Below are 22,399 nucleotides of genomic sequence, written 5' to 3'. Positions count from 1 at the left end.
TGGTTCACATTGTAGTCTATCCCTTAGTCTCATTCTCCGTCTCCACCTGACCCTCCTGCATTTTATTGGATACCTTTTGATAGAGATAGGAGATCCCGAGCAGGCAAATCCCAAAGCTGGCATAGGCGATGATTTTGCTTCCGGTATTCAGTAGTCCCAGATCGTATAGCAGTAGCTTACCTGTTGCCAATAACGTTAATCCAAGGCCGAAGCGCCGAATGTACACATATCTTTTGCGGAAGCCGTACATGATGAACAGAACTGCTATCAACAGATAAACGAGACTAAATATTAATCCCGCGTCATTTAATTGCAGCTGTACCCCTAAAAAAGCGGTAATGATCCCGAGCAGATACACCCCCATGAAGACAGGGTATATCTCCATACTTTTATACTCACGTTTAAGCATGGTGACCAGTAAATCTCGTCCACTAAACCAAACGAAGATATTAAAGATGATAAGTACACTCAGCGCGATATAATCAGCTCCAGTATTACGTGCAAGATCATTCTCCAGACTTGGTAAGCCTACTGTGATTAACAAACAAATAGCGTATCCGATCCCAAAGAGGAATCTCACAAAATACTTAACAATCGTGTCGTACAGCACCTTTACCTTTGGCAGTACATAAGCCAGAACAATAGTTAATAGAGCAGACATCAGCAAATTATAGAAGGTTCTATGCGAGAAATCCTCCGGTACAGCTAGACGATATAATCTTCTCGATTCATACAAACCATAGATCCAGAAATTCAATAACGTCGCGTATTTAAACCATAGGGCCAATGTGATTTCGTACGGCTCACTACGCTGATGTGCATCCTTTCGGTTATGCTGAACGGCATACAATACGGTGATAATAAGCATGCCTACAGTAATGAAGACATATTTTAGCGGAAAATAGGCGTCTGCGGAATTCATCCATTCATTGGCTATTTCCAATTGCAACGGTACATTTAGACCGAAGAATACCACAAGGCATAGCGTCAAAATACCCCAGCCTGCCCTTTCCATTCCCTTGAACCGATTTAGATTACCAAACAAGGTAAGTACCACACCCTCGATCAACCAACCTATGGACCACCAAGCCGCTCCGAATTGGAACGGAATCATCAGAATACCGAAGGTCAACGAAGTAGCGTAGAATAGTAGCATGCTTTCTTTTTCCTGTGGCATCAGCTTTTCAAGCCCTCGTCCAAGCGCCAAATACAGCAGACAGAAGACCAGCGCCAGCGCACCATTGTAATCCTTCAGTCCTGCATCCAGGAATAGAAGATACAAGGTGAGACAGCTAATAAACGTGTTGCATCCTAGTAGAGAGAAATCCCACCAAGACAACTTGGAGCGATACTTGAACGGATACCATAACGTAATGCCCAAATACATAACAAAAGTTAGTACCGCATAAATCATATTTATTCCATCGCTATCCGATAACGCTATTAATATCAGCATGGAAGGTGTATTAAATAAGTAGCTGATATAATTGACAACGTTCCAACGTTTGCGGAAGGAGATCAATAGAATGAACAAATTCAGTAGAAACAAGTAACCCATTGCCACGTAAACCGCGTTGCCCGAAAGACCAAATGCCCCCAGATAAGAGTACAGTGGCAGGTACCCTCCGATTAAGCCCAAAGCACAAATACTTCGTGATTCATACCTTAAAGACAGGAGCACAGCAGTCAAAGTGACGAGCACGGATAAGGACAGCCCTACATAAATACTGATGATATCCAATAAAAAATAGCTATAGAAAATAGAGCCATACAGCACTGATATTCCGCCGCCAAGTAGCCCTAATGCGAATGTCCCTTTTCCTCTGCGATACAGCCACTCCCCGCCCCCTAACATCAGTAGTCCCAGTAGAAAAAAGGCGCTTCCCTTCATATATCCTGTGAACCAGTTGGAGTAGGTATATCTGAATGCCGCGCCCACGGCCAAAATCAGCAGCAATATTCCCAGCTTGTTAATCCAGCCTAGCCCAATCTTCATTTCGATATGATTTTGTTTTCTTCGACGCTCCAGTACCTCTTCACTGATCTCTTCCGAGGCAAAATCATGTAATCCGTTATCTATTCTGGAGTTCAGCCCCACTTCGGATTCCCTCTGCCTTTGCCGCTGCGCTTGCACACGCTCATTTAATTCCGCCGACAACGCACCGAGCCGACCGGATAACTCTTCCTTATCCTCGCCGAGCTGCCTTGCGGCTGTTTGGTACAGCTGCTGAATATGACGCTTCGTCTCTACCTCAAAAGCCGTCAGTCGATCCGTATGAGCAAGGCTTTTAGAGGCAAAATAAGTCTGTAGCTTCTGTCTAGACACGTGAAGAATGCCGAGCTTCTCATCTAAGATTTGTTCCGTTAGCGTAACTTTTAGCTCAATATTCTCTTCTTGAAGCTTCCCTACCTGAGTCTTCAGCTCAACTAAAGCAAGCTTATGCTTCTCATATTCCTTCTTCAAGTGTTCATTCTCGTTGACCAGATCGTGACTTTCATATTCCGCGATCAGAGCTTCATATTCCTTAACAAGCCCGTCCTGCTGGACCTTCATGAATCTAAGTCGATCTTTGAATGACTCCATAGCGCCTCCTAATGTGAGCGATTGTTAATATTTCCATTTTACTACAAACGGAAACGGTCTCTTACTCTTTTTTATGATTTGGATACATGAATATTACGGAATAATTCCAGATAACCTGCAACATATTGGAGGGATGTCCCGTCTAGATAATAACAACACTAACAAATGACTTTATAAAAGGAGCTAACAACTATGAACAACACCTTAAAAACAAGTATGGTTCTATTAACCTTGTCCCTAGCACTTTCAACAGGAGCAGCTTACGCTGCACCAACCACAACTTCTGCAAAAAATGACGCTACTCAAACCTCCGTTAGCGCTAATCAAAAAACATTTGCGATTGAAATCAATGGGTCCGCTCTTAAAGAAAAAGGTTTCCAAACTGCTAATGGTAAAGAACCTATGGTGCCACTTCGTTCGGTTACTGAAGCACTCGGCTTCGAATTAACTTGGAATGGAAAGACTAAATCCGTTGAACTTATCAATGGTGCGGTGTTCACTTCAGTGAAAGCAGGAGAAGATCGCTATAGTATCAACAAAATGAATACTACGCTTGGAACTGCACCTCAATTGGTTGGATCCACTTTGTATGTACCAGCTTCCTTTGTAAGTGAAATCATCCACCACAACATGACAGTGAAGGGAGATTCCATCGTGATCACTGATGCTAATCAAGAGGAGCACATGACCAAGACTGGTGTGATTACAGCTGTCAATAATGAAGGCAAATACCAATCCGTTCAGATTCAGGGTGTAGGCACAGATGGCATCGTACTGAATGTAGGTGAAGATACCACGATCGAAATGGCAGACGGTACTAAGCTTGCACTGAAAGATCTTCAGATTGGTATGACCGTAAAAGCTGAGCATTCCATGATCATGACCATGAGCCTGCCACCGCAAACTCCAACTTACAAGATCACTGTGCTAGATGAGCAGAAACAAAATGATCTTCTGGGCACAGCAGGTACCATTGAAGAGGTTCAAAAGGACGATGAAGGAAACATCAGCATCACTGTTAAAGGCAGTGGCCTGAGCGAACAGTCACAAAAAGAAGTAGTGCTGCGTATTAGTAAAGATACCGTGCTAATGAACAAAGATGGCGAAGCTGTTAAAAGCAGCGAGCTTGTAAAAGACGCGAAGGTTATTGGATTCTACAGCCCGATGCTCACTAAGAGTCTGCCACCAATCGGCACAGCTGTAAAAGTCGTAGTAGATTCCGTACAACAATAAGAGTGTAATCAGCAGTCTTCGTAGATAAGACTATAAATTAAAAAGGCCAGTTCTCGGATTACGAGAACTGGCCTTTTGTTTGATTATTTTTAACAAATACAGGTCTTCTTCTTCACACCAAGCTTTCCAGCCTGCTCAACCTTAGCAATATAGTCTACAGCCAGCGGCACTTTACATGCGGTTTGTCCCATATGTACCTGGACCTTTCCAATGCTTTCAGCAATGCGTGTCGCCTCATCATGCAGCTCTGCTACGCTGCTGCCGGCAATAATTACAAACATATTCATCGTGTAACGAACTCGATTCCGTTCCTGATGAATGGTAGCTTCAATCTGCTGTAGCAGCTTTCTGATCTCAGTGATGTCCAGCAGTTCATCCGGCGTTACTGAAATGTAATTTCCATAAGTACTCCAGCCACAGGTGGCCACCATTTCATCCGATGAAGAAATCCACTCTCTCGCAAGCTCCAATGCGTATGGACTCTCTGCGGCGACAGACGCTACCGTATATTCCGCTAATCCACTACAGTAAGCCGCCGACACCCAGTCTTGAAGCTCTTCCTTTGTAAGACTCTTAGGATCAACCGTAAGTCCTGCCAAATACATCGCATCATAATTACCCGTCTGATACAAAGCACGAGCTAGGCTCTGGTCTTTCTTGATATCCTTAACCAGCTTCTTCATGTCCCCTATTCTCACTCCGAATAAAGGCTCCTTAGAACCATGTCGTATGAAGGTACGCTTCGTCTGCTCTGTACCCATCTCCTCAAGCTTACTCATCACTTCATTAATAGTCAGATTCATGAAGACACTCCTTTATATTCGATGCTATAAGCGCAAGATCTAGCTTCTGCACGCTCCTTAGCCCTTCATCGCTTCTCTTAAGACAGGCTCACGCCCCATCGTCACTCTATTCTTGCCCGAATTCTTAGAACGGTATAACGCTTCATCGGCTTCCCGATATAAATCTTCGAAGGTGACCTCTCTACGCTCTGTAAAAGAAACTCCGATGCTTGCGGTAAGCTGAACGCTATCGTGCTGGTTCAATATTATCCTATAATCACTCATTGTAGTGCGGAAATCCTCTGCTTCCATCAGGGCTGCATGTTTATCCTCAGCAAAAAAACATACAGCAAATTCCTCGCCCCCAACTCTTCCGGCAATGCCTTTATTTTGGTACACCTGAAGTATTTTATTCGAAAAATCAACTAATGCCTGATCTCCTGCTAAATGACCATAGGTATCATTAATTAACTTAAAATCATCGATATCAAATAACAGCAGTGCCAGTCCTAGTCCGTCCGGAATCGTTTGATTTAGCACCATTTGCATAAAATGCCTGCGATTATAAAGTCCAGTCAAATCATCTACCGTTGCTTGATAGACCAGTTCACGCTCATACCGCTTCTTTTCACTATGGTCACTAAAAACGATAAGCATTCCCTTGCTCTCTGCTGCTCTATGTTCGGTAGCGATCAGAGAGACCCCATAACAAACCTCACTTATTCCAGCATGTACAATCTCAAATTGCCCTTCGGTCCTTTGACTGTAATGAGCGCCGATGTCCTTGTGGTGCCTCATAAAAAGATCAATGCTCTTCCCCATCCAGGTATCGTTCGTAATCCCGGTAATATCAAATAAAATAGAGGTCGCAGCCTCATTTATACCAACAATTCTATCATTCTGATCTGTCAGAACTACGCCGTCTTTCATATGCTCTAGGATTTTAATTTTAGTTAAAGGATAGATGGTAGACTTAGAGTCGACGAACAAGCACAAATAAGCCGCTATAATTGCGGGTAAATAAGTAATGGCCGTAAATCCTGTAAGAGTGATCTTCAAAAGAGGGAGTAAAAAAACGGAAAGAACCGGAACTAGCAGACCAGCCAGCAGCAGAAAAGTACGCCGCAAAAAAGCTCTCGGTCTATTGAATAAGGAAAAAGCCAGCAAAAAGACCGCATATAGACCAAAAAGCTGATCATACGCAATAAAAGCCATACTAAGGAGCGTAGGCTTTACAGTAATTCCACTAACACCCGCAACAGTGGCGATGCCCACTTCACTACGCATTAGATGATGATAGGTATCCGTAAAAATAAGCAGTACATCCAAAGCAATAGGAATCGCGAAAATAGCAAGCTTTATAGGCAAGCGTTCCGTGGAAGGTGACACATATTCTTTAACCACAGCATAAGTAAACAGCGCGCTTAAAAAAAGCGGGGCCTGCTGCACATTCTTCCACCACAGCTTAGCCTGAAAAGAGGATGACAATATCTCCCCCGCCGTTGCAACAAATATGAGGCTGACTAGCAGCATTAAGATCCATAGATAGCGTCTTCCTGCTGACTTACGATGTCGATAGGAGCTGACGCCCATGTAAAAGCTTAGAACACTGCCCATTAATAAGTAATACGGATATCCTTGAATCCACGGCATGCCATATTTCTCCTATTTTTCAAGTCGCTCCTATCATTATATCCTAATCCTATCTACAAATGTATCGAGAAATAACAGTAGAGTTTATGATTTGAACTTCACTCGATTAGAGAACATATACTTTCTGGCCAAATCCTTAAATGCCGTTTTATCTTGTACCGACTGAAAGTACCGCTTAGGGATAATCAGCGCTCTATTAGAAGACACAAAAAACACGAACAAGTTCATCGTTTCACCAATTTTATGAATCTCTTCCCATTTCACTTGCCCGGAACCTGCCTCGGATTCGTACTTTATGCCCTCATCTGATATGGAATAGCTCTGAGGCTGCTGGGATAAGCTGTCTGTAGCGAAAGCTTTTTTAGATTTTTTGATCAAGCTTGATTTGGTCATATACCATAAGACAGCGGCAAGAATTATAGCAGTCACAGCTAGGATTGAGATACTTTTAGTACTGTAATCCTTAGTAATTAACAGCAAAATCATAAAATAAGCAACCACACTAAAAGAGTTAAGTATAATTCGGCTATTCAAGCTGAACCATAGGTTAAACTCCTGAACGTCCTCACTCTTAAGGACCGTATCAACTTTTATTTCATTTTCCATTACTGTTCGCTCCCTTGACACTATACTATTTTATCTATTCCCTTTCATTCTATCACCCTGAACACAAAAAAGGGACATCCCTGAAGCGTCTGCTTCTAAATGGGTTGTCCCTTTTTAATCCGTACGGATTCTTATTTCTTTTGTGCAAGACGTTGTTTGAACTTGTCAACACGGCCGCCCTGTTCTGTATCTCTTTGTTTACCAGTGTAAAATGGGTGGGATGCGGAACTTGCGTCCACGCGGATAACAGGATAAGTGTTACCATCTTCCCATTCCATTGTTTCATTGGATGATTTTGTAGATGCACTCAGGAATTTGAAGCCTACGCTTGCATCCATGAAAATAACCTTGTTGTACTTTGGATGTATGCCTTCTCTCATTCTGATCGTCCTCCTTCTGAACAAATTAGTGGAGCCTTTATGGTAAATTAACCAAATGATCTGTAGGTTTATAAATAGTATAACCTAATAAACGTAGGAAAATTCGTAAATCTTACGATTTAGACCACCACTCCATCATACGTGAAATCGACATATAAAGTCAACTAATATCCGATATTCCTTATATTGCCTTACGTTTAAACTGCTTATACATCATACTCCAGCTGTTTTTTAGCCTGAACAATGAAGTCCAATGGATTCTCAATAGTACCCGATTGATATTCTACAGCACCAATTTTGAGACCGAGGCTGACTTTATACTTTTTGACAAATTCAGTGTCATTAAGCTCTTGAAGCTTCAATTTAATCCGCTCGATCACGATTTTTGCTCCATCGCTGTCGGTGAACAGTAGCAGGCCCCATGTCGCGTCATCTTTGTCCAGTAAATACAGTGCATCATTGGTACGGATACTGGCCTGACTAAGCTGAGACACGTCGTGAATGGCCTCTGCCAGCTGATCTTCAGGTATAATCCGTCTGATCTCATTCCAGTATTTCACCTTCACTACAAGCAGTGTGAGTGGAATCTGATAGCGAGTCGAAATGCCCGTGAATAATGAGGCATCCTTCTGAAAAGAAATGCTGTTACGCAGATCTGTGTTCTCGTCGACGATAGCCATATTGGCAGTCTTTTTCTCCAAACGCTGATTCTCGTTCTGCAGCTCACGGTTACTTAATGTAAATATCCATAGAACGACCGTTAACAATGGGGTCATAATAAGCCAGAAATAAGTATTCAGTCCAATCGTATCTCCCATGGATATCGTCTGATATACCGTGTAGAATCCGTAGACAAATATAAACACCAAATTCAAGACCAGCCCTGCAGTCACCGTTGTAAAATACGTAACGATCGCCAGGATAAAAGCCACATTTAAAATGATAATATTCTGGATGTAATCATCAGGCGCTCCAGCAATGAAGACAATACATATATAAAGAAGCACCAGAAACGATAAGAGCGCAATATCTGAAACTAAACTGCTGCGATTACGTCTCACGCTTATCACCACGTTTCTTCATATGTTTACGAAGCAGCAGGATCAGCGATAGAATCACCAGTGTCAGCACTAGCACAATTGCAATGACAAAACTGAGTACATCCGTCCGTTCCGTTATTTTTTTCACCACGGAATCCTCTTTTGCTCCGGTTATCGTCTTAAATCGGTACGCACTGACATTTCCATCCTTATCCGTAATTACTCCATCGCCGTATACCTTCCATTTGCTCTGCTCTGTGGCGACCAGCTTCGAAGCCAAGAAATATTCTTCAGAACCGACACCCGTTACAGCAAGCAATCCGCGTCCAGCCGAGAATGGCGAATCAATGAGCTGCAGCGTTCCGATTTGCGCCCCGTATTGTTCTTCAATACTCATCTTCTCATTGGAACGAATCGCTGTCCCATTTCCGTTATATTGAAAATAAAGCTTATCATTATGGTCACGGATAATCTTATTATTCTTATACGCGCCTATGGCGATGACATTATTATTCTTCAAATGATCGGCGCTAACGCTATCGGTATAGAACTGAATGTTCCCTACATTACCGCTAGCATATTTGCCCAGTAGATTAAACACATTAGATAAACTTAAATATGCGTAGTCATCCATTTTTTCTGGCAGAACGACCGCTACTTGATTATAAATACCGTCACGTATGAATGGATACGGGTAGTTATTAAACAAGAGATCCGTACGATCCTTAGTATTAAGGCGCATTATAGAATCTTTACTGATATAAGCCCACGGCATTTGTTCCCTATCAATAATACAATTGGCCCCTACTAGCTCCAAATCAAATGCTACAGTTACCGAGAAATTACCGGAAATATTCAAGTTTTGAGGAACCGGAAGATTCAGATTATCCCCATTCGCCAGCTCTTTGGTCAGCTTCTTGCTGCCAATTGGAGTGTTGTTGATACTGACGGTGACTAATGAACGATTGAAATCTAAATTCTGTGCATAACGGAAATCCAGACTAATTTTGCCGGAATCCGCAATCGAGCGGTTGGAGGGCAACGTAACAAAGTATGTCTGCTCCTGATGATGTGCCCCCGTCAGTTTATCACCCGTTTCTGTGAACGTAATGTTGGAACTAATCGAAAGGGGAGGGGCAGACACTTCTGTAGCATCGTCCACCACCTTTAGATCACTGGTGACTTGTCCCATTAACTCTTCATTAGCCATAAAACGGCCTGCTTTAATCAGTAAGCTCTCATCCTTCGAGGTTACGACAAGTAGGGGCACAGTATCCTTATTCACTAGCTGCAACAGTGCGTGCGTACCTAAATCTTCAGAGGAACTCAGTTGAGACTTTAGTTCACTTGGTAATCGGTCATACATGCCTACCAGCACAACCGCTTCCTTACCCTTCACAGTGTCTGACCGGTAAGGAAGCATTGGGATCGTTTTATTATCTAGCGAATTGCCTTTCGCATACCCAGAGAGCGCATAGGTCGCCGCCTCTAGTTCTGCCCCTGTGCTGTTGTTCGGTACAGTCAAAATGCTTTTCTTCTTCGTTAAGGTGTCTATTCCAGAGAATCGCTCGCTAAAGTCACTAATCCCTCCAGTCAAGGCCTTTGGGGTATACATCACGTTAATACTGGATGTATTGAACAGATGCAGCCAATTATCAAAATCATAATTGACAGAACAAGCTTGATCATCAGTATTGTTCGACTGCAAATAGCCCTGAATGCCAAGCGTATTAGTCCCTTTTTTCAGAAACCCTTTAGGTGCTTGAAGGATCAGTTGCTGTTTACCATTGTCTTTTAGAGAGGGGCGGAATGTATAGAATGGGCTACCGTTTAGCGTTAAGGTAACGCTAGAGATCTGCTCCTCGGTAATTTGCGAAATTTGAAAGTCCAGCTTAATTCTGAGCTCATCCACATTCCAATAATCCATAACCTCAAAATATTGTTGTTGGGCACTCTTCCCCTTTAAGGTATTATCTGATCCTGTGAACGAGGTTGTGTAAGTTAATCTATTATCCTCAGGCAGAGCCCCAGCGGCTGCAACATTCATTTGAATTAGAAAAAGAGAGAGGCAGGTCAACAGTATAAGTATTTGTTTTTTCATCATCATGTTCTGTTTCTCCTGTGATCGCATATTTCTCACATTACTTCTTTGTTCATTGTTAATAGCGCTCAGTCTTATACCACTTTGCTTCTCTTTTGAAGATGAGGTCTTTGATGTATAAATATAATCCATAAGCGGCGACAAGCATCCACAGCTGGCAATAAGAGATGTACATTAATATTACGATCCATAAATTGGACAAGCTCATCTCGCCCTTCTCTGTCGTCAACGTTATGAAGGTACCGACCACGAACAGAATAACAGCGAGTAGCCATAGAAAATTGCTAAGCCCAGCAATGGTAGTATGCACATAGCCCAAAGCATGCAGGATGAGCAGCACATCCGAAGTGATCAACGACAACAACAATAAGAAGTAAATGGCTAGAAAATAAAGAATATCGAATCGGACTTTTGCGGCGGATTTATCGAAAAGCAGTGGGATGTTTTTGACAATGACATAGATGTTGCCCTTAGCCCAGCGCGTTCGCTGCTTGAACCAGACTTTTAAGGTCTGTGGCTCCTGCTCCCATGTGACGGATTTCGGCTGGAATTTGATCCGATAACCCATCATATAAATTCTGAAGCTGATCTCTGTATCCTCGGCTATCGCTTTAACATCCCAGCCACCGATACTTTCTACAATAGACCTACGCATAATGAAATTAGTGCCGGGAATGGTACATAATTTGAACAGCTTCCAGCGTCCCGCTTGAGCCATCCATTGAAAAGACAACGTCTCAATATTAATAAACCGGGTAAGCAGACTTGCATCACGGTTACGGGTTCTAAATTTGCCGATTACCGCTCCGAGGCTAGAATCATTCATGATCTCAGCAACCAGATAGCGCAAAGCCGTTTTTTCCGGAGTGTTATCTGCATCATAAATCGCAATTAGCTCCCCTTTGCAGTGGGTGAAGCCTATATTAAGCGCATTTGATTTCCCTTTACCTCCAGTAATAGCATCTGTATTAATGACTATCAGTTGGCGCTCCGGATTTCGACTTTGAATACCGGCCAGCAGTTCAGCGCTGTTATCAGAGGAATTATCATTAATCACAATAATCTCGTATCGATCTTCCGGATAATCAAGCGCTAGCAGAGATTCCACCGTCTTACAGATTACTACCCCCTCATTGTGAGCAGGAACCATAATTGAAACCAAAGGATATTCACCAACTATCTCTGGTATGTCCTCATTTTCTGATTTAATGTAATAAAGATAGCCTGCGATAATGAGGGTCACATTCACCAGCAGCAAAGACCAGATACAGATCACTGCAATCACCATCAGTATGTCTGAAATCGTCATAAGATCCTCCACATCACGATTAGTTGTCTCATTTCAAATACTTTTTTCTATATAATCGGTATCCGATTATCAGTAATCCGCCAAATAGCAGCAGAGAGATCATAATGACGACAATAAAGAATTGGTTCTCTAAATCAAAAAGCCTAGTGAAACTCTTCTTATGTTCCTCTTTGTATTGATAGTTGCTATCCACCGCTTCTGGCTTATAGTCCAGACTGAGGAGTTGTCCGTTGATAGAGATGACTCCACCTGATGAGAGAATCGTGTTCACGTCCGTAACAACCTTATGCCTTTCTTGCTTATAGTCTGCAAAAGAAACCCAGTATCGTTCCAAAGTTTGTAGCATTTCCTCAAGCTCTTGCTCATTCTTAGGCATATCAACTGTAATCACAGTATCCATCGGTAGTTCCGGGAACATCTTGTTGGTCGAATGGAGATCCTGGATAAATTCAATCGGCACACTATATAAGGAGGATAAGAAGGACTTTGAAGTGTCAGTCTGCTCCATATAATCGATATGTTCATCTGGATAAAGTACCGCAGAATCAAAGAAGCTCATTCCTGCCTCTGAGTACTCCTTATCATAAGTCCAGTGGGTTTGCGCCCCGACTCCGAGCGGCCCAATCCCGTTACTAGCCAATAAATTAATAAAGTCATTCATTTTTCCATGAAGCGTATGATCACTAGAACCTATCGATGGCATCACCACTGGTGCATTCACCAAGATGCTTCCATTGCGCGATTGCACATTTTTCATTGCCACTAAATAACGTTGCATCGCCGGATAATCGGTATTGCTGAACACAGGCCGCACACTCGCAAGGAACGGAATCCCAACTTGATATAACCGCTCCGCCGTTTCTGCCAGCAGACTCAGGTCAGAGAATGGATATATCTCTTTAATTGCGAGATACATTTTCGGGTTAACGGTGATATGAAGCCAGTCCTTCAGAACGTACCCCATCGCCAGAACACTGGCGTTATCTTGTTCAAAATAAGGCACATATGTTTCACTATCTCCACTCACAGCGTACGGCACTTGCAGGCCCCGCTCCTGAAATGTCAGCTTTCCGTAAGAGCGTGCACCCTCACTTGCTGCAATATAGGGCATATCCTGCACTTGAAGCTGAATGTCCGAAAACTGCCCGATTTGAAGATCAGCATTACCGCTATACATCACATCGGTGGTTAGCTGTAGTTTCTTTCTAAGAGAATCCGGTGGGCTGTATCCAATATGCAAATACTGTCCCTGATAATGCTCCCAATCCTCTGCATAGAATTTATTAGTAATCAAAATATCTGCTGCGTTACGAACCATAATCACTCTGGAGTAATTCGCCAGCATCCCTTGCTCATATTGGTCCAAGCTCTTAAGCGTAACTTTGGCGGAATAAGCTGCCAATAGACGTTGGAGCTCTGTCACATTCCCTTCCCTAGCCGTCCCCTTAGCGAGGCTGTCATAGAGCAGCAGCACCTTCTGTGGCGAAGCCTCAGATTGAACAGGGGTGACGGGGAACAGAAGGGCTGTTAGGGTCAACGCCACCAGCAATACACCGTTTAAGATTCCTCTGATGTTCAAACACTCACATCCTTTGGAGGCTTTGTATACGGTCTAGAAGGGGTGCTCTCGCCAACCTGCTTAACCTGATTTCGGTTTTTAGACATTCTGCGCCCAATTACACTGGATACGACCAGAAAAATCACCAAATCAAAAGATAATGTAAATAAGAACTCATGCTTGGAAATGTCGGCATCCCCTGCACCGATAATTGAAACAAAAATCCCGGAAAGCCCGATGCCGATCGTTGCAACGATCAGTACCATTCTCTGCATCCCCCTGAAATTCCGTGACTTGATTGCAGCCACAAAGGAGGGCATATACAGTCCGATTACAAGAACCGACCAAAGGAGGATAAAGCCAAATGTTCGCGGTGCCAGTGTTTGCTTAAGCGTACTGTATCCGGTAAAAAAGTGACTCTGCGCGCGAAATTCCTTACCTACTGATTTCTCATAATTCCCCATAGCCGCTGGCTTGATCGAGAAAGCACTCTGAGCAGCTACATTAAGAATGGAGTTTAGCTGATCAGGATTCGTTATATAATATTTAAGAATCGATACAAATCCGTAACGATTGTAAAAGTTCTCTTCAAGAATCGGTGAATTCACATCTATCGTTCCATATTTCTCGTAATAGATGCTGTTCTTCAGAATGGCGTATTGTTCATCAATGTTGAATGATTTCAGCGAAGCTTCCGGATCGGAAGAATCTTTCAGCACTCCACGTGTCATCGCATGATATTGGTTAATGTTCACAAACTCTTCAGAGATATTCAGATAGGTTAATATACCTACCGACATTAGAAGAACAAGCGCGCACCCTGTCAGGATTCGAAAAATATAATCTCTGCGAATCCAAATGAGCGAAATTCCAAGAACTGCAACAATCATACCAACCGGGGCATTTTGCTGCTTAGCAGTAGTCAGGAGTATACAGCTAATGACGAACAAGGCCAGCATAGCGTAGTCATTGTATCTTTTTCGATATAACGACACCCACGAAGCGAACATGAAGATCATCATAATCATCACAACACTCTCGCCGTAAAACGAATTGAAATAAGCTGTGTACCCTGTATCTCCAAAAATAAAAATAGCAATACCTGCAATGATGAGCCCCTGCTTTCGGGTCATCCCCCAAGTAATAACCTCTACTAATAAGTAAATTGCAATTACATAAAGAACCGTATAAATCACCGCTTGAAAACGGATATCGAATACCTCGCTGCTAAAGAACAACTTATTAAGGCCTATAGCCAGCTTGATAAATAAAGACTGAGAGGAAGATATAGTTGCACCATTCTCATTAAAATACTGAAAGATTCCATATTGCTTCACAAAATAACCAAAGTACTGACTATCATAATCCGGCAGATTGAAATAGAGTCCATTACTATAGATACTTCGAAAAAAATCACCATTATTCGCCATTCCGACATACGGGGCAGTGAACAGGGCGATGACGGTAATAAGCAGCACTCCAAATGCAGTAATAAAAGCTGGGGACAACGATAAGTTAGCTAGTGTTATCCCCTGCCTTAGAGGTGTTTTCACCGTGTTGTTCATCATGCTGGTTCACCTTCATTACGTAAAGTTTAAGTTAATAGACATAGGCCAGTAATGCCATCAAGTTGTCAAAGGAATAGGCTTGGCCGCTTGCCACATCGCCGAACCCTCCGTACAGTAGATTACCCAAATCTGTCACTCTGAACTCGTTCATTCTTTCGATGCTTTTATGGTAGAGAGATTCATCCCCGATTTCTGCACCGATCATGGCCGTAATAGCATAGATGGCTGTGGACCGGATATCGTTCAGCGGCTTGCCTTCTCTCGAATATTGCCCATATAATGTTCCAGCTTCGACCTGTCGTTTAATAAAATCAATGCTGGTGGATTTCTGCTGATCTACCTCTGCTAAGGCTAGAATAGATAGAAGCGACTCTACTGTATTGATATTTTCAGAACTATATTTTCCGGTCTCATAATTAAACCGCGTCTCATAAAAAGGAAATTCATCCGATAAATACCCATCTTCAAGTATATCGTTCATATGATTCGATAAATTAACACTATATTGGCTAGAAATCGACAATTTTCGCAAAGTGCTCAAATCAATATAACACAAAGTAATGAATTTGTTAGTTGTACTATATTTCCAATCGTAGAAATCATATACATTTCCATCTTTTACATTATATTTATAAAATCTTTCGCCATACTTATCCGCTTCAGCGATAAAACGTTCATTTCCAAACTTGTCCCCCGCCTCATAAAGAGCCCGAATCATACGCAAATCATCAACGGCAGCATTCAAAGGATATAACTTCTGCTGTTTAGGACTATAACGGTAGCTGAAACCGCTGTTCATATCAAAGGTTTGCTTAGCTAGATTCCATTGTTCTGCAAATCGCTCTTGTTGGCCGCTACGCACAGCTGCCAGCATCATGAGAGAAGCTGATTCACTAAGAACCTCATGTCCACTTGCTGCTTCCGCGGATTGATCTGTTTCAATTAAATTCGTATATACTCCGTACTCACCTGTGAGTTTCGAGGTAATGAATTGCTCTAAGTCGTCTACTTCCTGCGTTTGGGTTCCTGTAATATCGTGATCTGAATCTACTGGAGCTGGAGAATTAGTATGAGCACTATTAGGCGGATTCGGTGCTGCCGTTTTTTCGCATGCCGTTAACCCTACAATGCCTGCAAATATTGCTAGTGCAGCAATGATTATTTTCCTCAAGTGATCACCTCCTTTTAATATTCCCCTACACTGCTTACTGCCTAGTATTATCTATAACGGTAATAAACAACAAAAAGTTAAATCAGACTGAGAGCATTATGTATCTATCCTTGGACAAAAAAAGGGGATATCCTTACGCCTTCTGGCTAGTGGGATATCCCCTCCGAATCAGTTATTCATTTATTTCATTCCATACGTTCCCAAAAACGATGGGCAGTAATTGCCGCGACAAGGCTGGCAGCGAATACCTCTCCGCCATCTCCTATTATTACACCTAGACTACTTCTATGTTCGGCAGTTTCAAGTAGTTTAGCATTTTCAGTAGTTACCGCGATGGGCTTAAAGTGAGAATAGGCTTGGTTCAGGAATTGCGCCGTATCTTTATGGAATTTCTTATGTTCCGAATTTCCACCAGCTGCATAAATGGCATCAAAGAGCGCCGAATCTGTTGTGGATAGGGTATGAATGACTTCAAGCTCTGTCCCTTGCGAGCCTTTAATAAATCCAAGCTTATCACTGATTATCTCCGGCTGGATTCCGGCTCCCATAAGCGTATCCAGAACAGGCATCACCAAGGCTTCATCAAATCCATCGCCAATAATCACACCTACTTTACGAGTGTTTGGGTGCTTCTTCGTATTAGCCTGACTTAGTGCCGGAGAGACCTGAGTCACCTCGGAACCGCCTGTTTGCGGAGGTCTCGCCCCAATAGCTTCTGCTACAGGCACAGCAAGCTCCAACGTAACGCTCGCGAGCATGTCTACAACCTGCTGCCGGACTGACTTACTCTTTACCTTCCCAAGTTCAAATGAATAGGCTTCAATAATATGCGTTTTTTCTGGAGCGCTCATACTGTTCCAGAAGAGCTTAGCCTGTGAGAAATGATCCTCAAAGCTCTTGCTCCGGCTACGTACCTTACGGCCCTCAACCTTCTCCTGGTAATGTACATAACCACCTTCAGCCTCTGTGGCAGGTGCAGGCGTATTGTTAGCAAGCGAATTATTATGATAGCTCACTGGACCCTGATTAATCGTCTGACGCCCATACCCGTCACGCTGGTTGTTATGGAAAGGACATACTGGTCTATTGATCGGCAGCTCATGGAAGTTAGGACCCCCAAGCCGAATGAGCTGAGTATCCGTATAAGAGAACAATCTGCCCTGAAGCAGTGGATCATTGGTGAAATCGATGCCTGGAACCACATGTCCAGGGTGGAAAGCTACCTGCTCTGTTTCGGCGAAGACATTATCCACGTTGCGGTTCAAGGTCATTTTCCCAACAAGTTGTACAGGTACATCTTCCTCTGGCCATAGCTTTGTAGGATCCAGCACGTCGAAATCAAACTTAAATTCATCTTCTTCACTTAGAAGCTGAATGCCTAGCTCGTATTCCGGAAAGTTGCCGGCCTCAATCGCTTCCCATAAATCACGGCGATGGAAGTCCGGATCTGCTCCTGATATTTTCTGCGCTTCATCCCACACTAAGGAATGTACTCCGAGCACAGGTTTCCAGTGGAATTTAACAAAACATGCTTTTCCTTGCTTATTAATCATCCTGAAAGTATGCACCCCAAACCCTTCCATCATTCTGAAGCTACGTGGAATGGCACGGTCGGACATCAGCCACATTGCCATATGAGCCGATTCTTGGTTATTGGCTATGAAATCCCAAAAGGTATCGTGAGCCGATGCAGCCTGAGGCATTTCATTATGTGGTTCTGGCTTAAGGGCATGTACCAAATCAGGAAACTTGATCGCATCCTGAATAAAAAAGACGGGCATATTGTTACCGACCAAATCGTAATTCCCTTCCTCAGTATAGAACTTGGTAGAGAATCCGCGGGCATCCCGCACTGTCTCGGCTGATCCTCGTGATCCGGCTACTGTCGAGAATCGGACAAACACCGGTGTCTTCACGGAGGGATCTTGAAGGAATTTCGCCTTCGTATATTCTTTCAGTGATTTATATACCTCAAACTCACCGTGAGCAGCAAATCCACGTGCATGCACGATTCGCTCAGGGATTCGCTCATGATCGAAATGCGTCATTTTTTCCCGGAAATGAAAGTCTTCCATTAAGGTCGGACCCCGTTCACCCGCTTTTAAGGAGAACTCGTCCTCTGATAATTTTAAACCCTGGTTCGTTGTTAAGGTGTGACCTTCATCCTTACTGCGAAACTGTTCCAGTTGCTCATTCTTGCTGTTTCCGTTCACTTTTTGATGTTCACTCATTAACAATGGCTCCTTCCGAAGGTAAAGTAAATATTATCATGTATCTCTTACCCCTAAGGAAAGATTGGCAAACAAAAAGAAGCGGATTGCCGTGAAGCCTCAGCTCCCGAAAATCCGCCTAATCCAGCTATTTCTGGCTTACCCCTTAATCCTACGATACGTCTCTTCATCGGAAACAACATACAATCTAGCATCCTTAGGAATAGCCTGATCCAGCTTTCGATTGATGCTAAGATCGCTACGATCCGCTAGCAAGGTTGCGCCTTGCAAGAGCAAGCTCTGAAACGCATCTCCATAGGTCTTCCACGTGGTATTCACTGGAATCTCATAAATATCATCACCATATTTACGGCTCAGCAGCTGCGTTATCACCTCAGAGTTGCCCTCTTGCAGAGCGGAACGAACAGCTAGCCTAGAGATGGCATCATGCGAGAGAACGAACTCATTTACCCGGACATGCCTGAAATTCTGTATATTCTTCTCTTGCATAATTTCTACAGTCGTATGTACTTGTGACGCAATGCGCTCAATGCTAGAGGCAATTAATAAAGATTTGCCGTCGATCAGCGACGCTTCATCAATCCGTGTATCCCCGAACACAATGGCTGCTCTTGCTTCATGAATGTTCGCCTTAAGTAGAATCTCATCACTGGAGGCATCACCGCTTATGAAGTGGACTTGATCCATATGCTCCAAAGGATGACTTCCTGTCTCATCAATAATGACAATATGGCATTTTGGCGAATAGCATAGAACCTCATCTACGGCAGCTTGTGCTTTCTTACTCCAATTAATTAGAATCACATGATCCTTCCCCCGAAAGCTCAACGTTCCCGCTCCTCTCCTTCTCTGCACCTCCGCAATGGAGTCGATGACCTTACCAATGACCAAGCTGAGGAGGCCGATACCAAAGATGTATAGAAACATGGTAAACAGCTTTCCAACTACGGTTTCTGCAAAATAATCTCCATACCCTACTGTCGCCATCGTTGTCATAACCCAGTAAAAAGCATTAAACCAGCTATGAAATGTACCCGGCTCAAGCAGGTAAGCTATCGACGCACTAAGCACTATAAAGATTAGAATAATTAGCCCTATCGTCCGTTTGCGTAACCGCATCATCTTGGTGGAAATTCTCAGAAACAGATGCATCTGCCACCCCTTCTTCACATCAAGCTAAAACGCCTTCGGCGTCCTTTAATATTTTCAATAAGGCTGCCGCTCGATGGATGGATCGGGGCAACCTTTGTTTTGTCCTATTGCAAATTCGTACTAAACAATCAGACTGCTAATCGCAAATGCAGTTCCAATAAACACCAAGCAAAGCATAGTGCCTACAGCCACATTCCCCTTCTCCAGATGCTCTGAAATCTTAAAGGTTGGGGTCGCCAATTCAAATATCCAGTATGCTGCGATCAGGCACACATAACCCACCGCAAACCAAATGATCATGTGCAGAATGGAAGTATTCGTATACGCTGCTACCCCAATAATAATAGCCGTTGCCAGAAACTTGCCGCCTAACGCCAAAGCTACAGCCACATTGCCCTTCTTTAGCTCTTCCATATCTTTGAACGGAGTCATCAAACCGAAGATAACCATACCTAACACTTGCAGAAGAATAATCACAAATACACTCACTACCAAATTAACAACAATTGTCACTTCGCCCACCCCCGAAATTTCGCATACGCCGAATCATAGTCGGCAAAATCATGTACTTCCTCAAGGACTACGGAAGCAGTTTTCTGTTTTTCTAGCGCTGTATAGCGTTCATCATCAATCGGCTGCTTAATCCGATTGCCTGAAGGAAGCTCAAGCACCGCGAAATTTCTTGTCTTATCCTTATACTTAGTCTTGTATACTCCTACAAGATCAACATCAGTGGTTACCGATACTTTAAGATTGGTAAGATCCTCCGCTGCCGTTTTTTCATCTGCATAAGACTTAATAGTGCTCCATGAGGACAGGCGGACTTCGTTCTTCTGATCAGCATCCGTAATTAGCTCGGCGTCCATGAACTGAAGCGTCCAAATTTTATCGCCAGTAGCATAATTCCCATCATTCGGGAGCAGCTCATTATCCGGCAAAACCGTCATGTCACTACCAATTAGATCCCCTACTGTACCCTCTACCACCCGGTAGTCCCACGGTACCCGTGATACACTATCTGAAGTTTCAGCTGTTCCTGTATCAAATACACTATCCTGATTACTGGAACATGCGCTGAGCAACAGTACCGTCAGAAGCATCATACATAAGGCTCCGATTCGGGCTTTCTTGCTCTTATCCAATTATCTCACTCCTAACGCAATAAAATGACTGGCATTGCCTGTAATCAATCCGCCCGCTCGGCCGAGCAAGCCACAAGGCTTCCCGTTAATCACGAACATGCCTATCAGTAGATGAAACTCACCTTCTGAAGTCGTTATCCGTGCTAAATCGGCTCTTTTTTGATACACAGAGGGGAAGAGCTGACTACTGTCATAACCGTCTTCGTCTTCAAGCTCTAGTGCACCACTATCATCAAACATGCGCACCGAACCGCCTTCACGACCAAAAACAGATTTGGACACAAAGTTTCCTGAGAATACAGGCTTATTATAAGTAGGCAAAATATAGCGCGAGATCGTCTCTCTCTCTTCCTTGTCGAACAAAATGCCTAGCTCATACATTCCCCACACCGCTGCAATCAACCCCTTGGACTGGAGCAATATACTGTGAGGGCCGTTAAAAAGCTGAAGATTTCCTTGCTCTACAGCATAGGCGAGAGCATCTCCACCTTCATCAACAGCCATCCACTCTTTAGGATATAGGGCAAACATCCGCTCAATCACACGGTCCTCCCCATCCTTCAGAATTCCGTTATCGACCCACAGATCAAGGCAATCCACACACTGAATATCGAGTCCGCTGTGTTTTACTAATGCTTCAATCGTACCTGAATCTTCAAGATGAGATCCATATGCCACACAAGCTGCGGTATCTGGACGTTCTACCTGCCAAGCTGCCGCAACTTGTTCCCCCATCCCTTGATTTGGACTCTGCAAGCCAGCTTGCTCACAGATCCATGGTGTAGCTATCGATGCTTCCACATAACCTGTCGGAGTATCCGCATTCAGTTCGAGCAGCTTAATAGTCCCATCATGGTCTATAGCAAAGTCGAATCTTGCATACCGGCTGATGAGTCCTTCTTCTGGAATAGGACACTCGTCAAGCATCTCCCAAAGTACAGGGGGAATTCCAAGCAGTTCATACAAATCGCGCTTTAGGTGTACATAGCGAACCGTTTTATCGAGAATGGCCCAGAGTTTTGAAGAGGCTTCTTCAAGCTCCTTATAAGTGTCCCTTCGCATTACAGCTATTGCATCCATCCAGTACTCTTCATCTTCAAGATCAGCCCAAGTGAACCCAAGCTCATACAGCGCTTTGACTCGTGGACCTCGTTCAAGATTAGACTGATCTAGAATTTCAAATACGCTCTGCTGATCACTCATCCGCCGAAACCACTCTTGCTAGAACCTGATCTCGAGGAGGATTTCGAACCTGAGCTAGATTTAGAGTTCTTTGAAGAATTTAAGCCGCTGGAGGTACCACCGATTCCACTCTTTGAAGATGAGCCTCTTCTCGTAATAGAGCCGGTAGAGGAGGTCGAAGTTTTAGGCTTCACCACTGAACCGGGGACCTTCTTATTCTGAAACTTCTCACTGTTATAAGTAGGCGGTTTATAAGTGGTTCTCGTGCCTCCATAATAAGTTGGACGGTCCTTGGACCATCCTCTCGAAGAGTAATTGGCACCACTGTTAAACAACATGTGATACAGAAGCAAATCATCCCAACCAAAGCCTGAATGATATCCACCATAGTTATTCACTACAGTCGTTCCATTATTGGTTACAACACCTTGGCCTTCCTGTTCTACCTCTTGCGCACCTTCCGGATATGGAATATTCCAATCCACATTTTTGTCAAAATAGGCTTTAACCTCTTCGGTAGACCAGGATACTAGCTGTGGTTCATCTCCAGAAGTATTTGCGCTAGCCCCTGCGCCGCCAGGAATAAACATAGCATTCGCCAACAAAGCTATGCCTAACGAAGTAGACAATACTCGAATGGGCTTTCCATCGGAGGTGAATAATTTGGATACAGGTAATTCCTTATCCCTTTCTTCTTTAGCCATCGT

Annotated in this window: 18 protein-coding genes; 1 reads left to right on the top strand and 17 read right to left on the bottom strand. The window is 43.5% G+C overall.

Translation table 11 applies throughout. The features are described from left to right. Positions 1–16: 16 nt before the first annotated feature. Positions 17–2,584: a DUF2339 domain-containing protein gene (locus tag NSS67_RS03935; RefSeq protein ID WP_339318405.1), complete on the bottom strand. Its 2,568-nt coding sequence runs from the start codon at positions 2,582–2,584 to the stop codon at positions 17–19. Positions 2,585–2,776: 192 nt separating this feature from the next. Between NSS67_RS03935 and NSS67_RS03930 the strand changes: the two genes are divergently transcribed. Then, entirely contained in the window at positions 2,777–3,817 is a 1,041-nt protein-coding gene (locus NSS67_RS03930; RefSeq protein WP_339318404.1) for a copper amine oxidase N-terminal domain-containing protein, read from the top strand. 89 nt (positions 3,818–3,906) lie between these two features. On the opposite strand, the gene NSS67_RS03925 is transcribed toward NSS67_RS03930, so the two are convergent. The 16 genes from NSS67_RS03925 to NSS67_RS03850 form a co-directional block, all read right to left on the bottom strand. After that, positions 3,907–4,614 carry a DNA alkylation repair protein gene (locus NSS67_RS03925; RefSeq protein ID WP_339320496.1) on the bottom strand — a complete coding sequence of 236 codons (708 nt, stop codon included), beginning with the start codon at positions 4,612–4,614 and terminating at the stop codon, positions 3,907–3,909. 63 nt (positions 4,615–4,677) lie between these two features. Then, positions 4,678–6,252 (bottom strand): diguanylate cyclase, encoded by a 1,575-nt coding sequence (locus NSS67_RS03920; protein WP_339318403.1) that lies wholly within the window; start codon positions 6,250–6,252, stop codon positions 4,678–4,680. 84 nt (positions 6,253–6,336) lie between these two features. Beyond that, positions 6,337–6,858: a YcxB family protein gene (locus tag NSS67_RS03915; RefSeq protein WP_339318402.1), complete on the bottom strand. Its 522-nt coding sequence runs from the start codon at positions 6,856–6,858 to the stop codon at positions 6,337–6,339. Between the two features lie 131 nt (positions 6,859–6,989). Next, entirely contained in the window at positions 6,990–7,238 is a 249-nt protein-coding gene (locus NSS67_RS03910; protein ID WP_042131530.1) for a type B 50S ribosomal protein L31, read from the bottom strand. 206 nt (positions 7,239–7,444) lie between these two features. After that, on the bottom strand, positions 7,445–8,299 hold the full coding sequence (locus tag NSS67_RS03905) for a diguanylate cyclase (RefSeq protein WP_339318401.1): 855 nt from the start codon (positions 8,297–8,299) through the stop codon (positions 7,445–7,447). Next, positions 8,289–10,385: a cellulose biosynthesis cyclic di-GMP-binding regulatory protein BcsB gene (locus tag NSS67_RS03900; RefSeq protein ID WP_339318400.1), complete on the bottom strand. Its 2,097-nt coding sequence runs from the start codon at positions 10,383–10,385 to the stop codon at positions 8,289–8,291. The genes NSS67_RS03905 and NSS67_RS03900 overlap by 11 nt, the downstream gene beginning before the upstream one ends. A 52-nt stretch (positions 10,386–10,437) precedes the next feature. Next, positions 10,438–11,688: a glycosyltransferase gene (locus NSS67_RS03895; RefSeq protein WP_339318399.1), complete on the bottom strand. Its 1,251-nt coding sequence runs from the start codon at positions 11,686–11,688 to the stop codon at positions 10,438–10,440. 28 nt (positions 11,689–11,716) lie between these two features. After that, on the bottom strand, positions 11,717–13,267 hold the full coding sequence (locus NSS67_RS03890) for a hypothetical protein (RefSeq protein ID WP_339318398.1): 1,551 nt from the start codon (positions 13,265–13,267) through the stop codon (positions 11,717–11,719). Continuing rightward, entirely contained in the window at positions 13,264–14,814 is a 1,551-nt protein-coding gene (locus NSS67_RS03885) for a hypothetical protein (RefSeq protein WP_339318397.1), read from the bottom strand. The genes NSS67_RS03890 and NSS67_RS03885 overlap by 4 nt, the downstream gene beginning before the upstream one ends. A gap of 31 nt (positions 14,815–14,845) precedes the next feature. After that, the gene (locus NSS67_RS03880; RefSeq protein ID WP_339318396.1) at positions 14,846–15,985 is read right to left on the bottom strand and encodes a glycosyl hydrolase family 8; all 1,140 of its coding nucleotides are present in this window, start codon (positions 15,983–15,985) and stop codon (positions 14,846–14,848) included. Positions 15,986–16,170: 185 nt separating this feature from the next. Next, positions 16,171–18,216, bottom strand: a complete 2,046-nt coding sequence (locus tag NSS67_RS03875) for a catalase (protein ID WP_339318395.1) — start codon at positions 18,214–18,216, stop codon at positions 16,171–16,173. Between the two features lie 138 nt (positions 18,217–18,354). Beyond that, on the bottom strand, positions 18,355–19,338 hold the full coding sequence (locus NSS67_RS03870; protein ID WP_339318394.1) for an ion channel: 984 nt from the start codon (positions 19,336–19,338) through the stop codon (positions 18,355–18,357). A 150-nt stretch (positions 19,339–19,488) separates the two neighbouring features. Then, entirely contained in the window at positions 19,489–19,881 is a 393-nt protein-coding gene (locus tag NSS67_RS03865; RefSeq protein WP_339318393.1) for a DUF350 domain-containing protein, read from the bottom strand. Beyond that, on the bottom strand, positions 19,878–20,471 hold the full coding sequence (locus NSS67_RS03860; protein ID WP_339320495.1) for a signal peptide protein: 594 nt from the start codon (positions 20,469–20,471) through the stop codon (positions 19,878–19,880). The genes NSS67_RS03865 and NSS67_RS03860 overlap by 4 nt, the downstream gene beginning before the upstream one ends. 39 nt (positions 20,472–20,510) lie before the next feature. Then, positions 20,511–21,713, bottom strand: coding sequence for a glutathionylspermidine synthase family protein (locus tag NSS67_RS03855; RefSeq protein WP_339318392.1), 1,203 nt, complete (start codon positions 21,711–21,713; stop codon positions 20,511–20,513). Continuing rightward, on the bottom strand, positions 21,710–22,396 hold the full coding sequence (locus NSS67_RS03850; RefSeq protein WP_339318391.1) for a hypothetical protein: 687 nt from the start codon (positions 22,394–22,396) through the stop codon (positions 21,710–21,712). The genes NSS67_RS03855 and NSS67_RS03850 overlap by 4 nt, the downstream gene beginning before the upstream one ends. Positions 22,397–22,399 lie beyond the last annotated feature (3 nt).

Source organism: Paenibacillus sp. FSL R10-2734 (genome assembly GCF_037963865.1).
GTDB lineage: Bacteria > Bacillota > Bacilli > Paenibacillales > Paenibacillaceae > Paenibacillus_AQ.
This window is presented reverse-complemented; position numbering and strand designations above follow the sequence as displayed.

Coding starts and splice junctions, on each gene's coding strand:
- NSS67_RS03935 (WP_339318405.1), bottom strand. CDS start 2,584: ATGGAGTCATTCAAAGATCGACTTAGATTCATGAAGGTCCAGCAGGAC.
- NSS67_RS03930 (WP_339318404.1), top strand. CDS start 2,777: ATGAACAACACCTTAAAAACAAGTATGGTTCTATTAACCTTGTCCCTA.
- NSS67_RS03920 (WP_339318403.1), bottom strand. CDS start 6,252: ATGCCGTGGATTCAAGGATATCCGTATTACTTATTAATGGGCAGTGTT.
- NSS67_RS03915 (WP_339318402.1), bottom strand. CDS start 6,858: ATGGAAAATGAAATAAAAGTTGATACGGTCCTTAAGAGTGAGGACGTT.
- NSS67_RS03910 (WP_042131530.1), bottom strand. CDS start 7,238: ATGAGAGAAGGCATACATCCAAAGTACAACAAGGTTATTTTCATGGAT.
- NSS67_RS03900 (WP_339318400.1), bottom strand. CDS start 10,385: ATGATGATGAAAAAACAAATACTTATACTGTTGACCTGCCTCTCTCTT.
- NSS67_RS03895 (WP_339318399.1), bottom strand. CDS start 11,688: ATGACGATTTCAGACATACTGATGGTGATTGCAGTGATCTGTATCTGG.
- NSS67_RS03885 (WP_339318397.1), bottom strand. CDS start 14,814: ATGATGAACAACACGGTGAAAACACCTCTAAGGCAGGGGATAACACTA.
- NSS67_RS03875 (WP_339318395.1), bottom strand. CDS start 18,216: ATGAGTGAACATCAAAAAGTGAACGGAAACAGCAAGAATGAGCAACTG.
- NSS67_RS03870 (WP_339318394.1), bottom strand. CDS start 19,338: ATGATGCGGTTACGCAAACGGACGATAGGGCTAATTATTCTAATCTTT.
- NSS67_RS03860 (WP_339320495.1), bottom strand. CDS start 20,471: ATGATGCTTCTGACGGTACTGTTGCTCAGCGCATGTTCCAGTAATCAG.
- NSS67_RS03855 (WP_339318392.1), bottom strand. CDS start 21,713: ATGAGTGATCAGCAGAGCGTATTTGAAATTCTAGATCAGTCTAATCTT.
- NSS67_RS03850 (WP_339318391.1), bottom strand. CDS start 22,396: ATGGCTAAAGAAGAAAGGGATAAGGAATTACCTGTATCCAAATTATTC.